12 protein-coding genes are annotated in these 14,412 nt (G+C 66.1%); 2 read left to right on the forward strand and 10 right to left on the reverse strand.

Going from position 1 to position 14,412, the window contains the following annotated elements:
* The 3 genes from gyrA to P2T60_RS05480 all read right to left on the reverse strand — a co-directional run bounded on the left by gyrA (position 1) and on the right by P2T60_RS05480 (position 5,425).
* Positions 1-2,475, reverse strand: coding sequence for a DNA gyrase subunit A (gene gyrA / locus P2T60_RS05470; RefSeq protein ID WP_276281543.1), 2,475 nt, complete (start codon positions 2,473-2,475; stop codon positions 1-3).
* Between the two features lie 34 nt (positions 2,476-2,509).
* Positions 2,510-4,429, reverse strand: a complete 1,920-nt coding sequence (gene gyrB, locus P2T60_RS05475) for a DNA topoisomerase (ATP-hydrolyzing) subunit B (protein WP_276281544.1) — start codon at positions 4,427-4,429, stop codon at positions 2,510-2,512.
* 102 nt (positions 4,430-4,531) lie between these two features.
* Positions 4,532-5,425 (reverse strand): mechanosensitive ion channel family protein, encoded by an 894-nt coding sequence (locus P2T60_RS05480; protein WP_276281545.1) that lies wholly within the window; start codon positions 5,423-5,425, stop codon positions 4,532-4,534.
* A gap of 214 nt (positions 5,426-5,639) precedes the next feature.
* On the opposite strand from P2T60_RS05480, the gene P2T60_RS05485 reads away from it, so the two are divergent.
* A complete protein-coding gene (locus tag P2T60_RS05485) occupies positions 5,640-6,752 on the forward strand; it encodes an ABC transporter substrate-binding protein (RefSeq protein WP_276281546.1) in 1,113 nt (370 codons plus the stop codon).
* A complete protein-coding gene (locus P2T60_RS05490; protein WP_276281547.1) occupies positions 6,752-7,645 on the forward strand; it encodes an ABC transporter permease in 894 nt (297 codons plus the stop codon). The genes P2T60_RS05485 and P2T60_RS05490 overlap by 1 nt, the downstream gene beginning before the upstream one ends.
* A gap of 595 nt (positions 7,646-8,240) precedes the next feature.
* On the opposite strand, the gene P2T60_RS05495 is transcribed toward P2T60_RS05490, so the two are convergent.
* The 7 genes from P2T60_RS05495 to P2T60_RS05525 form a co-directional block, all read right to left on the reverse strand.
* Positions 8,241-8,690 (reverse strand): pyridoxamine 5'-phosphate oxidase family protein, encoded by a 450-nt coding sequence (locus P2T60_RS05495; protein ID WP_276281548.1) that lies wholly within the window; start codon positions 8,688-8,690, stop codon positions 8,241-8,243.
* A 74-nt stretch (positions 8,691-8,764) separates the two neighbouring features.
* On the reverse strand, positions 8,765-9,514 hold the full coding sequence (locus P2T60_RS05500) for an ABC transporter permease (protein WP_276281549.1): 750 nt from the start codon (positions 9,512-9,514) through the stop codon (positions 8,765-8,767).
* Positions 9,515-9,530: 16 nt separating this feature from the next.
* A complete protein-coding gene (locus P2T60_RS05505) occupies positions 9,531-10,361 on the reverse strand; it encodes an ABC transporter ATP-binding protein (protein WP_276281550.1) in 831 nt (276 codons plus the stop codon).
* A gap of 110 nt (positions 10,362-10,471) precedes the next feature.
* Positions 10,472-11,215 carry a YqjF family protein gene (locus P2T60_RS05510; RefSeq protein ID WP_276281551.1) on the reverse strand — a complete coding sequence of 248 codons (744 nt, stop codon included), beginning with the start codon at positions 11,213-11,215 and terminating at the stop codon, positions 10,472-10,474.
* Between the two features lie 4 nt (positions 11,216-11,219).
* A complete protein-coding gene (locus P2T60_RS05515; protein ID WP_276281552.1) occupies positions 11,220-11,468 on the reverse strand; it encodes a hypothetical protein in 249 nt (82 codons plus the stop codon).
* 609 nt (positions 11,469-12,077) lie between these two features.
* Positions 12,078-12,953, reverse strand: a complete 876-nt coding sequence (locus P2T60_RS05520) for a bactofilin family protein (RefSeq protein WP_276281553.1) — start codon at positions 12,951-12,953, stop codon at positions 12,078-12,080.
* The gene (locus tag P2T60_RS05525) at positions 12,953-14,263 is read right to left on the reverse strand and encodes an MFS transporter (protein ID WP_276281554.1); all 1,311 of its coding nucleotides are present in this window, start codon (positions 14,261-14,263) and stop codon (positions 12,953-12,955) included. The genes P2T60_RS05520 and P2T60_RS05525 overlap by 1 nt, the downstream gene beginning before the upstream one ends.
* Between the last annotated feature and the right edge of the window lie 149 nt (positions 14,264-14,412).

The raw sequence follows: 14,412 nt of genomic DNA on the forward strand, positions 1-14,412 counted from the left end.
CTACTCGTTGCTCTCGTCCGGAACCTCGCTCGCGTCCGGAATCACGTCCACGCTCGCCACGCTGTCTTCTTCCTCGACTTCCATCACCTTCACGCCCATCGTGTTCCGGCCGACTTCGGAGATGTCGGCCGCCCGGATGCGCATGATTTGGCCGCCCTCGCTCATGATAACGAGGTCGTCGTCCCGACCGACGGCCTTGACCGACGTGACCGGGCCGTTCCGGTCGCCGGTCTTGATGTCCACCAGACCGTAGCCGTTACGCGACTGCTTGCGGTACTCCGAGAGGGGCGTGCGCTTGCCGTAACCGTTGCGCGTGACCGTCAGCAGGTCGCGGTCGGTGCCCGGTTCGGCGGCCACCATCCCCGCAACCTCGTCGCCGCGCAACTCGACGCCGCGGACGCCGCGGGCGTTGCGACCCATCTCGCGGGCCTCGCTCTCGTCGAAGCGAATCGCGCGTCCGCCCCGCGTGGCGACCAGCAAGTCCGTCGTCCCGTCGGTGACTTTCACGTCCACGAGTTCGTCGCCGTCCTCCAGTTTCGCGGCGATGATGCCGGTCGAGAGGATGTTGTCGAACTCCGAGGCGGCGGTCCGCTTGACGTAGCCGTCGCGCGTGACCATGCTCAGACACTCCCCGTCCTCGAAGTCGTCGGTGTTGACCACGGCGGTAATCTCCTCGCCGTCGTCCAACTCCAGCAGGTTGACCGCCGACTTGCCGCGGGCGGTCCGGGACATCTCGGGTATCTCGTAGGTCTTCAGGCGATAGACCTGTCCCTGATTCGTGAAACAGAGCAGGTAGTCGTGGGTGTTGGCCCTGAACACCTTCGACACCCGGTCGCCCTCCTTGATGTCGCCGCCGATGATGCCCTTCCCCCCGCGGTTCTGGGCGTCGAACCGGGAGACGGGCATCCGCTTCACGTAGTCCTGTTCGGTGACGACGACCACCACGTCCTCCTCGGCGATGAGGTCCTCGCGGGTCACTTCGTCGGTGTCCTCGATGAACGAGGTCCGGCGCTCGTCGTCGTACTCGTCTTTTATCTCCAGCAGTTCCTCTTTGATGACCGCGAGCAGTTCGGACTCGTCGCCCAAAATCTCGTTGAGGCGCTCGATGCGGGCCTCGACCTCCTCGTACTCGTCTTCGATTTCGGCGGCCTCCATCGAGGTGAGACTCCCCAACTGCATCCGGACGATGTGGTCCACTTGGTCGCCCGAGAAGTCGTAGGCCGCCTGCAAGTCGGCCTTCGCGTCGTCGCGGTCCTCGGCATCCCGGATGATGTCCACCACGTCGTCGGCGTTTTCGAGCGCCGTGAGACGGCCTTCGAGGATGTGTGCGCGGTCCTCGGCCGCTTCGAGTTCGTACCGACTCCGCCGCCGGACGACCTCTTTGCGGTGGTCTACGTAGTGTCGCAGGGTCTCTTTGAGCGAGAGGACCTTCGGTTGGCCGTCCACCAGCGCAAGGTTGATGACGCCGAACGTCTTTTCGAGGAAGCTTTCGAGCAGTTGGTTCTTGACGACTTCGACCATCGCGTTCTGCTTCAACTCGACCACGATGCGGATGCCGTCGCGGTCGGACTCGTCGCGTAGGTCCCGGATGCCCTCGATGGACCCGTCGTTTACCGCGTCGGCGATTTTCTCGACCATCCGGGCCTTGTTGGTCTGGTAGGGGAGTTCCGTGATGACGATGCGGTCGCTCCCCGTCTCGCGCTCTTCGACTTCGTACTCGGCCCGAACCCGGATTCGCCCACGGCCGGTCTTGTACGCGGCGTGGACCGCGTTGTGACCGACGATGTTCGCGCCGGTCGGGAAGTCCGGTCCCTTCACGTGGTCCATCAGGTCTTCTACGGTCGCGTCGGGGTTGTCGATGAGTTCGACCGTCGCGTCGATAATCTCGCCGAGGTTGTGCGGCGGGATGTTGGTGGACATGCCGACCGCGATGCCCGACGACCCGTTGACCAGCAGGTTCGGGAACGCCGCGGGAAGCACGTCGGGTTCCTGCAACCGGTCGTCGTAGTTGGCCGAGAAGTCCACCGTGTCCATGTCGATGTCGGCCAGCAACTCCTCGGCGATGGGGGCCATCCGGGCCTCGGTGTACCGCATCGCGGCGGGCGGGTCGCCGTCTACCGACCCGAAGTTGCCCTGTCCGTCCACGAGGGGGTAGCGCATCGAGAAGTCCTGTGCCATCCGGACCAGCGAGTCGTAGATTGCCTTGTCGCCGTGGGGATGGAAGTTACCCATCGTCTCGCCGACGATGGACGAGGACTTCCGGTGGCCCGACCCGCTGGTGACCCCCTCCTCGTGCATCGCGTAGAGGATGCGCCGGTGGACGGGCTTGAGTCCGTCTCGAACGTCGGGTAAGGCTCGACCCGCGATGACGGACATCGCGTAGTCGATGTAGCTCTGCTCCATCTCGTCTTCGATGCGAGCGGTTTCGATACGTGCAGCGTCCACGTTGGTAGGTTCGGGTACGTCTGAACTCATATGTTGTGTCGGTGGTAGTTTCGACTGCCGACGGTTAGATGTCGACCCACTCGGCTTCTGTCGCGTGTTCCTTGATGAACTCCTTGCGGGGTTCGACCGCATCGCCCATCAGGACCGAGAACATCTTGTCCGCGGCCGCGGCGTCCTCGACGGTGATGCGCTTCAGAATCCGGTTCTCGGGGTCCATCGTGGTCTCCCAGAGCTGGTTCGGGTTCATCTCGCCGAGACCCTTGAACCGCTGGACCTGCGTGGGGTTGCCGTCGCACTCCTCTTCGACGATTCGCTCGCGCTCCTCTTCGGTCATGGCGTCGTAGGTCTCGCCACGGTAGCGAACCCGGTAGAGCGGTGGCTGAGCGGCGTAGACGTAGCCCGCCTCGATGAGCGGCTTCATGTGGCGGTAGAGTAGCGTGAGCAGTAGCGTCCGGATGTGCGCGCCGTCCACGTCCGCGTCGGTCATGACGATAATCTTCTGGTAGCGCGCCTCCTCGATGTCGAACTCCTCGCCGATGCCGGTGCCGATAGCGGTGATGAGCGACCGAATCTCGTCGTTCTCCAGAATCCGGTCGAGGCGGTGTTTCTCGACGTTGAGAATCTTCCCCTTGATGGGGAGGATGGCCTGATTCTCGCGGTTTCGGCCCTGTTTTGCACTTCCGCCAGCTGAGTCGCCCTCGACCACGAACAACTCGGAGTCGCTGGGGTCGCGCGACTGGCAGTCGGCCAACTTGCCGGGGAGCGCAGTCGAGGCCAACGCGTTCTTCCGCCGGGTGAGTTCCTCGGCCTTCTGGGCGGCTTTCCGGGCTTTCGCCGCCTCGACCGCCTTCGAGACGATGGCCTCGGCGGTCGTCGGGTTCTCCTCGAAGTAGGTCGCCAGTCCGTCGTGGACCGCCGACTCCACGATACCTCGGACCTCGCTGTTGCCGAGTTTGGTCTTTGTCTGGCCTTCGAACTGCGGGTCGGGGTGCTTCACCGAGATGACGGCCGTCAGGCCCTCGCGCACGTCCTCGCCCTTGAGATTTTCGTCCAAGTCGCCCAAGAGGTTGTTGGCGTTGGCGTAGTCGTTGACGAACCGCGTCAGGGCCGTCTTGAACCCGGTGAGGTGGGTCCCGCCCTCGCGGGTGTTGATGTTGTTGGCGAAGGCGTGAATCGACCCCTGCAGTTCGTCGGTGGCCTGCATCGCCACCTCGACTTGGATGTTCTGGTCCTCGTCCTCGAAGTAGATGACCTCCTGATGGAGCGGCGTCTTCGTCTCGTTGAGGTACTCGACGAACTCCCGGATGCCGCCCTCGTACTCGAAGGTGTCGGACTGACCGTCCTCCTCGCGCAGGTCGGCCAGCGAGATGGCGACCCCGGAGTTGAGGAAGGCGAGTTCCCGCAGGCGACTCTCCAGCGTCGAGTAGGTGAAATCGGTCGTCTCGAAGATGTCGCCGTCGGGCCAGAACCGAATCTCGGTGCCCGTCTCCTCGTCGGGGCCGAGTTTCCGGACCTGCTCCAACGAGGAGGCGGGTTCGCCGCGTTCGAACTCTTGGTGCCAGAGCGCGCCGTCGCGCTTGACCTCGACTTCGAGGCGTTCGGAGAGGGCGTTGACCACCGAGACGCCAACGCCGTGGAGACCGCCGGAGACCTGATAGGACTTGTTGTCGAACTTGCCGCCAGCGTGGAGGACGGTCAGAATGACCTCGACGGCGGGTTTGTCGTACTCCTCGTGAGTGTCCACGGGGATGCCCCGGCCGTCGTCGGTGATGGCGACGGACCCGTCGTCGTGGACGTTTACATCAATCTCGTCACAGTAACCGGCCAGCGCCTCGTCGATAGAATTGTCAACGACCTCGAACACGAGGTGATGTAACCCGCGTGCGTCGGTAGAACCGATATACATCGCCGGGCGTTTTCGAACCGCCTGTAGGCCTTCGAGAACCTGAATCTGCCCGGCCCCGTATTCACTTTCCTGACTCATAAAACCTGATTCAGGGTAGCAGGTCCTTCCTGATAAATCCCTCGCACGCGCGCGCACGAAATCAGTGTCAGGCGTCCGGTAGAACGGGCGAAACCGTGACCGTTAGTCCCCGGTCACGCTCACTTGGTCGAGGTTTCCGACCTCCTCGATGGAGATGCCGCCGGTCAGTTCCCGGTAGGGGTAGGGCATATCGACGCCTTCGGCGTCGAAGCGCTCTTTGACGCCCTGTACGTGGTCCGAGAGGACTTCCTTGAACTTCCCGCGGCCGGGGTCGGCTATCCAGATTCGGGATTCGAGTCCGACGTAGGAGTCGGCGAGTTCGGCAGTCCGGACCGAAGGTTCGGGGTCGTCCAGCACTTCTGGGATTGACCGAGCGTTCTCGCGGATGATGTCGGCCGCCTCGTCTATGTCGTCGTCGTAGCCGATGCCGAAGACGAACTGGAGGCGGAGGCGGTCGTTGGCCATCGCGTTCTTGACCGCGTTGTTGGCGAGTTCGGAGTTCGGAACCGTGATGACCTCGTTGCTGAACGTCTCGACTTTCGTCACTCGGAGGTCTATCTCCCGGACCACGCCCGTCATGTCGTTCCACTCTATCCAGTCGTCCACCTCGAACGGTTTGTCCTTCAGGATGAACACCCCGGCGACGAAGTTCGCCACGATGTCTTGGGCCGCGAACCCGAGCGCCAGCGCCAAGGCACCGCTGAGCGTGGCGAACGCCGCCAGAAAGCTTCCGAACCCCGCGACGGTGAACGCGACGGCGACGGCGACGAAGAACGCCAGCGCACCCGCGGTGGTCGTCGCCAACTGGACGACCGTTCGGTCGAACCCGCGGGCCGACAGCGACCGCCCGACGAGTTTCACCAACAGATACTTGCCGACGAAGTAGACCACCGCGAAGGCGACGACGAACGCGGCCACGTTCCAGAGCAGGTCGCCGTACTGGGCCAACAGTTCCCCGATGGAGGTCGGCCAGTCGAACTGCTGTAGCGGTATCATGCTCGTGGCAGTTCCACGACACTCGGTAAATGCGTTCGGGCCAAAATCGGAAATTTCGCTCGGAAGACGAGCGAGAAGGCTTGTATGCCCCGATTCGAAGTGTACGTTCGGTGACCGTCGGTCGAAGGTGGTCCCCGGCGGGTTCGGAGACTAATTCCTGCGAACTCACCCGAACGCCTATGCCGGTGACGCCCGTGCGTCCGGTGGAAAAACGATGGGGGAGACACGACGCCGATTTCTTCGAGCGGCGGGTGCGAGCGCGGTCGGACTGTCCGGCGGAGTCGCGGGGACCGCGGCCCAGTCCGGCGGCGTCGGCCTGCTGTTGAACTGGAAACCGAACGGACTTCACGTCCCGTACTACGCCGCGAGAGCGCGGGGCTACTACGACGAACAGGGCCTGACCCTCGCCCGAATCGAGTCCGGGCAGGGGTCGGACTTCGCGGCCAAGCAGGTCGGACTCGGCAACACCGAGTTCGCAGTCACGAGCGCCGACCAGATGCTCAACGTCAACACCCGCGGTCTCTCGCCGCGGTCGGTCGGGGTCGTGATGCAACGGAGTCCGGTCGTGGTGTTCACCACCGACGGGACCTTCGGCGGGCGACTCACCGGCGCGGACCAACTCGCGGGCAAGACGGTCGGCACGGGTCCCGGCATGGTCAAGATTCTCACGAAACTCCTGCTGGAGGAGAAGGGCGTCCTCTCGGACGTGACCCTCGTGGACACGGGGTTCGACACGGTTCAGCAGTTGCTCGGCGGCGAAATCGACGCCGCGGGCGGGGTGTTCGCCGACGCGGTGGTCGCCCGCCGGAAGGCAGGCGGCGTCTCTTCGATTCCGGTCGCCGAGACGATTCCCTCCTACGGTCACGTCGTCGGCGCGAACGCGGACTTCGCCGACCGGAACCCCGAGAACGTCCGGGGGTTCCTGAACGCGACCGCCCGCGGCGCGGCGTGGGCGACCGACAACCCCGAGAAGGCCATCCGACTACTCGTCGAGGCGAACCCGGCCCTCTCGGAGACCGCAGGCACCCAGCGCGCCAAGTGGGTCGAGATGGCCAGCCAGTACGTCCTCTCGCAGGCGGTTCGTCGGCACGGATGGGGGTGGAGCAACCCGCGTCCGTGGGAGACGACGTATCAGGCCCTCCGCGAGGCAGACTTGCTCGGCGGCGAGACCGACCCCGCGTCGGTGTGGACTAACGAGTACCTCGACGCGGACTACCGATACGTCGGGGAGTACGCCGCGCAGGTCTCGCCGCCCGAAGCGACGACTTCCGGGGGAACGACCGCCGAGGAAACCACAACCGGGACCACTTCCGGCGGTCGAAACTGATGACGAATTCCGGTCCGCCGGAGTCCGGCCCGCCCGCGTCGGGCGCGGGCGGGCCGCGCTCAGGTGCGGGCGAGCGTGCGTCGCTCCCGAATGCGGAGGCGGGTGCGTCACGTCCGGACGCGGACGCGCGGCGCTCGGCCGAGCGCCGCGCGTCTGCGCTCGTCGCGCGGGCCGGACCGCCGCTTCTCGTGGCTGTTCTCGGTGTCCTCGCGTGGTCGGCGGCCGCTCGGACCACCTCGGTTCCGGCAGTCATCTTCCCGAGTCCGGCGGACGTGGCCGCGGCGCTCGCCGCCAACTGGCCCGCGCTCGCGGGGGCCGCGGGAGTCACGGCGCTCACGGCGGGTCTCGGCGTCGCGGCGGGTTCGCTCGTCGGCGCGGCGCTGGCGGTGGCGATGTCGGCCTCGGAGACGACCCGCGCCGCGGTCCGACCCTACGTCGTCGCGCTCCGAGTCGTCCCGGTAATCGCCGTCGCGCCGCTTCTCTTCCGGTGGTTCGGCGACGGCGTGCCCGCCCGCGCTCTGCTCGCGGCGACGCTGGCCGTCTTCCCGGTGACGATAGCGACCGCTCAGGGGTTGGCCGCGACTCCCGACGAGTACGTCGCCCTCGCGCGGTCGGTCGGCGCGTCGGCCCCGGCCCGGTACCTCCGGGTGCGACTCCCCGCGGCGGCACCGCAGGCGTTCGCTGGCCTGAAAATCGCCGCCGCCGCGGGCGTCGTCGGCGCGGTCGTCGCGGAGTTCCTGACGCTGAAGGCCGGTATCGGCTACCGGGTGTTCCGGGCCTCGACGCGACTTCAGACCGCCCGGATGGTGGCCGCCCTCGGCGTGCTGGCGGTGGTGGGCGTCGGGTTCTATCTGGTGCCCGCGCTCGTCGAGCGACGGGTCGATTGGGGGTAGAGTTCACAAAAAAGGGAATCCAACTGAGGTTCATCTGGAACGAGACCCAAGCATCTCTCGGGGAAGACGGCCCACTTCAACCGCACCTTGCTTCATCTGGAATCAAAGACGCACTTGGGTCAGTATCACTTCACGAGGCAAGTGAAATATTCGTTTCGTACTACGCTGTTGATTCTATCTCAGTTTCTTCTCTCAATGACTGCTTTGATTATCTCCACAGCCTTCGACACTATTCGGCCACGATTCATATCTCGTTGTTTGTCTTTCATGGTTGGGGAACCCATACCAGAAAGACTAAACACCTCTAGCGAGGTAGCAATACCTGCAGCTACCCAAATGTGAGGGCTAGTCTTCTGGTCCTTGCAACCGCCTATCAGTATACCCTCCTGACACCAATCAAGCAGGGTATGCTGATTTCGTGTACTGCATGTGAACTGTTGTGTTGAAATACTATTAAAGTTTTGGAGAAGAAGGCCCATAAGAATTCTCGGTCGCTAAATTCCTGCTACACCCGACTCATTCTATCAGCGTACGGCTACAAACGACCTGTACAGACACTCTCTAGAATAATTTAGATGGCCGAGCTTTCTGTCTCTCAGCCGCCGGACTCGACTTCCTTCCGGCCGGTCAGTCGCTCGGGCACGAGTCGGAACTGCCGGAACGACACCTCCTCGGGCGGGTCCTCGAACACGTCCACTTTCGGGATGTCCACGGCCCACATCCCCTGTACCGCGGCCGAATCGTAGTCCCTGTCGGTCACGTCTTCGAGTTCGCCCGTGGCGACCACGCTCCGCCACCCGCGGTCGGTCCGGTCGTGCGTGACGAAGGTGACGGGGTGGTCCACGACGCTTCGCTTGCCGCTGTTCTCCGGGAACGCGAGTCTGAAGTAGAAGCTCCCCGCGTCGGCGTCGTAGCCGTACGACACCGGCAACGAGAACGGCGGTTCGGTCTCGTCGGTCGCGAACGAGAGGGTGCCGGTGCCGCCGGTTCCGAGGAACTCGTCGCGTTCTTGCTCGGTCAGTTGTACCCACCGTAGCCCTTCCATGGAAGGGAGTACGGCGCGGCGACGGAAAACCACTCTGGACGAAATACCATCGTATTTAAATTTCGCGTCGAGAGCTACCACGACACCCGATTCTCCACGGCCGCGACTGCGCCGTACACCGCCAGTCCCTCCGCGAACAGGACCGCGACGGCCGCCAGCACCGCGTCGGTCTGGACGTTCTCCGCGCCGACGAGGACCAGATAGCCCAGTCCCTCGTCGGTCAGCACCCACTCGGCGACCACCGCGCCGACCACCGCGAGCGCCGCCGACTGCTTCAGGCCCGCGAAAACCGAGGGGAGCGCGGACGGAACCCGGACGAACAGGAAGGTCCGGACCGGACCCGCTTCGACCGACCGCAACAGGTCGAGGTACTCGTCGGGCGTCTCGCGGAGTCCCGCGGTCGAACTCACGAACGTCGGGAAGAAGGCCACGAGCGAGACGAACGCCAGCGCGGTGCCCGCGCCCGTACCGAGGTAGACCAGCAGGAGCGGCGCGACGGCGATTTTCGGCAGGACGCGCGCGGTGACGAGGTAGGGCGCGAGCGCCCGCCGGAGGAACGTCGAGTGGACGACCACTGCCGCCGCGCCGAACCCGGTGAGGACGCCAGCGAGTCCCCCGGCGAGAATCGTCCGGAGCGTCGTCGCCGCGTTCCGGAGGTAGAGACCCGGCCGGTCGGCGAGTCGGGCGGCGACGGCGGCGGGCGTCGGGAGCAGATAGGCCGGAATCCCGAGGAGGGCGACCACCGCCCACCACGCGAGGACGCCGACGGCCAGCGCGCCCGCGGGAAGCGAGAGTCGGGTGGCCGGGATTCGGTCGGCGGTCACGGTCGGTCGGGCCTCCTCATCGTCGGTCGTCTCCCTCGTGGAGCGCGGTCCGGACGCGCGCGACCTGTTGCTGAAACGCCGCCGTGCCGTACACCGACTCGTCGCGCGGACGGGGCAGGTCCACGTCGAAGACGCCCGCGATTTCGCCGGGGTGGTCGCTCATCACGACGCACCTGTCGGCGAGGAAGACGGCCTCGGGGACGCTGTGAGTGACGAACAGGACCGTCTTTCGCTGGTCGCGCCAGACGCGCCGGACCTCGACGCCCATCCGCTCGCGGGTGAGTTCGTCGAGTTCGCCGAAGGGTTCGTCCATCAGGAGGACGCTCGCGCCGAGGTGGAGCGCCCGCGCGATGGCGACTCGCTGGCGCATCCCGCCCGAGAGTTCGGCGGGCCGGGTGTCCGCGAACCCCGACAGACCGACCGTTTCGAGCAGGTCGCGGGCCGCCTCGCGGTGGGGCGACTTCCCGGCCATCTCCCGGAGGAAGACCACGTTGTCGAGCGCCGACTTCCACGGCAGGAGGGCGTGGCGCTGGAAGACGAACCCGAACTCGGCGTCCTGTCGGGCGCGCTCGGGCGGGCGGTCGCCGACCCGGACGGTGCCAGCGGTCGGGTCCTGCAACCCGCCGACGGTCCGGAGCAGGGTGGTCTTGCCGCATCCCGAGGGACCGATGACCGTGACGAACTCGCCTTCGGCGACCCGGAGGTCCACGTCCGCCAAGGCCCTGACGCCCTCGAAATCGACGGTCACGCCGTCGATTTCGAGGGCGGTCGCTCGGTCGCTGGCCGACTCGTCGGTCGCTCGCGCTCCGGCGCTGGTCTCGTCTTCCCCTCTCGGTCCCCCGCTCATCGAGTCGTCCGTGTTACGACCGGGAGCCATAGGTGGTTTACGCCCGTCGCCACGAGACGAGTCAGGCCCGTCGCGGTCCGGTCGCCGACGCTAATCGGGTCGCGACCCGATTAGCGTCGGCGACTCGGGGACGCCATCACGTCGAGTCCCGGACTGTAGTAACAGATAGGGTCGCCGTCGGGCCGGTCGAACCCGTTCGCGCGGAACAGCGTGTTCTCGGCGATGTCGGCGCTCGCGCCGAAGAGTCGCCACTGCGGGTGACGGATGTCGGCGTATCGAATCGCTCCCCGCTGGTCCTCGGCGTAGAAGCGGTAGCGCTCGGTCAGGAACTCGGACAGCGACCCGCGTTCGGCCCGGAACTGCTGGCCGGTCGGGCCGTAGGTCGCCCGGAAGCGGGCCGCCCGCGCGCCGGGGTGTCGGCGGCGACTCTCGAACCGGACCGTCCCGTCGGTCGCGGCGCAGTCGATGTCCGCGAGGTAGTACGGTAGGCCGTGGAGCAGGCGCGCCCCGAGGACGCTCGCCAGTCCGACGCCCGGGAGTCCGTCGGCGTCGAGGCTGAAGAAGTAGACGCCGGGCGCGCGGTCGGGGTCGGCGGCGGGCATCCCGACAGGGACGCTCGATTCGGCGGGCCGGACGTACGTCCGCAGGTTGAGTTCCGGCAGTCGGACGCCGAGTCCGGAGGGAACCCACGCCGGGCGCACGTCCACGTTGACGTAGGGAACGACCGAGAGCCACGCCTGCCCGTCGTAGGTGTCGGCCGCCAGCGCGTCGGGAATCCGCGGTTCGACGACTTCGGGCGCGACCGGCCAGTTGGCGAACAGGAGATGTCGCCACCCCATGTGGAGCGAGACCATCGCGCTACTCGCCGACGGCGGTTTCGCCAGCGCTCCCGCCGCCGATGTCGGTCTCGCTCGCGGCCTCGCCGGTGACTTGGCCCTCGACGCTCTCCACGACACCGTAGACGACCCAACTGGCGACGGCGGCGACGGTTCCGGCCGCGAGACCCGCCCGGAGACCCGTCCGCCGGTCGCGGACTACTGACCCGACGAGGAACGCGACGGCGAAGGAACTGACCCAACTCAGGACGGCGCTCACGAGTCTGCTCATGCGGGTCTGTTCGGCGACGACGGGGAAAAATGGGGTGGGTGCGGTGCGGTTACGGTACGGGGCGGTGCGGGGCGGTGCGGGGCGGTGGGGTTGCGGTTGCGGTGGAGGGCGGTGGGGTTGCGGTTGCGGTATGATTGGCTCAAGCCTGAAGTCGCGTTGCCGTCGTCCTACGTCGTCGTCCTACGTCGTCGGCGTCGAGATAGGGAGGAGTCGAGAAGAGACGGGAAGAGACGAAAGGAGCTAGCGACAGGCTGAGCCAATCATACCGCGACCGCACCGCCACCGCACGGCACCGCGCCTCGTCCTCCCCAACCTCCTGCGCGTCTCGCTCCCGGCTGGTCGCTCGATGTTTGCGAACGACGTTCGCAAATCAGCGAGACGCGAAGCGTCTCGCAAGCCTCGTCCCTCGCACGGTCGGCGCGAGATGAACTCGCGCCGGGGGACACCCCGCGTCCCCCGAGCAGTCGGCGCGGAGCGCCGACGACGCCAGCGCGCGCCGACGGTGGTTCGTTGTGTCTTAGCATTCCTCTGGTGTCCTAAGAATAACTATAGAGTGCTAAAGAAAATAAAAATATTGTTAAAGGAAACAGATATACATCCTTCCACTCGCTACTCTTCGAGGTCCGCGAGCGCCGGTTCGAACTCCCGGAAGCCGTAGTAGGTCACGAGAACCGCGCCGAGACCCGTCACGACCAGTAGGCCCTGCACCGCGGTGCCGACCAGCGGAACCCGGCCGAGCAGGTCCGCCGCGACGACGACAACTGCGGACCCGACGGCCGACGCGAGGTCCGGCCTGTCGATGGGGAGCGCCCTGCCGACCAGATAGCCGTAGACGACGTAGGCGTACGCCAGCGTGAACAGGCCGACGGCGAGACCGAAGAAGCTGACCGGAATCAGAATCAGCGTGAACGCCATAAACACGAACAGCGCGAGGGCCGTCGCGCCGGTGAACGCGCCCACGACGCCGCTGACGACCGAGTGGTGGACCACCGAGTCGGCGACGTTTTCGAGGAGCGCCGGGCGACGGCGCGCGAGCGCACCGCCCGCAAGCGCGAGGACGAGCGCCTGCAACGCCAGAAAACCGACCGCCTCGGCGGTCGAGCGTTCCCGCTGGACGAACTCGACCGTAGAGCGCGCGCCGACCGTCGCGCCGTCCGCAACCGCCGCGTCTCCCGCAATCGTCCGGAGTTCGCCCGAAATCGCGCCGCCGTCGCCGACCGAGACGTTCCCCGCGAGTTGGGTCACGTCGCCATCGACTTCGCCAGCGACTCGGAAGTCGCCGCCCACGACGTAGACGGTGCCGGAGACCGACTCATCGGCGGGTACCGTGACCGTCCCGCCGCCCACGACCAGCGCGTCCGAGACGGACGCTACCTCCCGGTCGCCGTCGAAGACGACTTCCATCTGCTCGACCTGTTGGCCGCTGGCGGTCATCAGCAACACCGCGACCACGAGCAACGGCAGGACCTCCACCGGGTCGGCCATCAGCGTCCACCCCCTCCACTCCGCGCCGCCGCGAGCAGTCGGCGCAGGTAGAGACTCGCCACCAGCGCCGTGAACAGCGCCAGCGCCAGCGCGTTCACGACGTTGAGGTGCGAGAGAAGCGTCACCTCGGCCGTCTCGAAGTAGAGCGCGACCGCGGTGCTGAGGAACGTCGCCAGCCACCCCGCGAGTCCGACGCCGATTGCGGTGTGGGTGCCGACCGTCTCGGGCGTCGAGAGGTCGGGCCAGAGCGCGAAGTTGAGCGTCGTGTAGAAGCTCACCGCCACCGCGTAGACCGCCGAGTTGAGTGGCGACGACGCTCCGCGAGCGAGACCCGGCAACCACGCCGCCATCCGCACGTCGGTCGTGTAGAACAGGTGGGTCAGCGAGAACAGGCCGAACACCCACAGAAACAGCCAGTTGCGGTCGAAGTTGGTGTAGAGGACGCCCCCCACGAGCGCGCCGAGGACGTGTACCGCGCCGAGAAAGAGGTGGTCGCCGAAGTCCGGCGACTGCCACGCGCTCTGGACGAACGTCGGCGTCTCCACGATGCGCAGAAAGCCGAGACTGTCCACGAAGAACACGCCGAACATCAGTACCACCGGTCCCCAGAACGCGAAACTCCGGGTCGGGACTCGCGCGGGGCGACAGAACCGTCCGACGCCGAACGCCCGTCGCTCGTGCTGGTCGGCGAGTCGCGCGACGAGGCGATTCGCCGGGCCGACGCGCCCGGAGGCCACCACGCCGAGCGCAACTAGCCCCGGAAGCATCGCCGCGACCATCACGGCGCTGAACGCCTCGACGCGCCACTCCAGCGGGTAGACGTTGGCCGCGAAGTACGCCAGCGCCGTAATCGCCGCCGCGACGTACCCCCGGTCGGCCACCGCTACGAAATCGATGGTCATCCCGAACGTCACCGGAATCCCGACGCCGAGCGCGACCGACCCGAGCAGAATCCACGCGCCGAACGCCGGGACGGTCCGGACGGCGGGCGCGACCAGCGTCAGCAGAAACTGGAGCGCGACCACGCCGAACAGCAGGCGGAACTTGACCAGTAGGTTCTTGCTCCACCCTCGTCGGTCCATCGTCATCCCGGTCAGGACGGCGACGGCCAGCGTCAACAGCGCGAGCGCCGCCATCCACGCCGATACCTGCGCCTCCGACATGCCGACGAGTCGCGTCCCGAGGTCCAGCAGGCCCAACTGGACGAACGTGACGTTGTAGTAGTACCCGGCCGCCAGCAGGGTGACGAACAGCGCGTAGCCCAACACGGTCGGCCACTCCCGTCGGCGGAGGAACGCGAAAAGTGCCATTCGTTCGGGAGACGACGGTTTCGGCCTTCAAACCTCGCGTCGTTCCGGACGGAGACACGGCGTCATCGAAGTCGAACGAGACAGTTTCGTATAGCCCTCTCTGATTTATTCACTGTTTTTACTTCCACTTTGCCACCGAGAAGCCTTTA

Origin of the sequence: Halorussus caseinilyticus, from assembly GCF_029338395.1 — an archaeon.
In the GTDB taxonomy this organism is placed as follows: Archaea; Halobacteriota; Halobacteria; order Halobacteriales; family Haladaptataceae; genus Halorussus; species Halorussus caseinilyticus.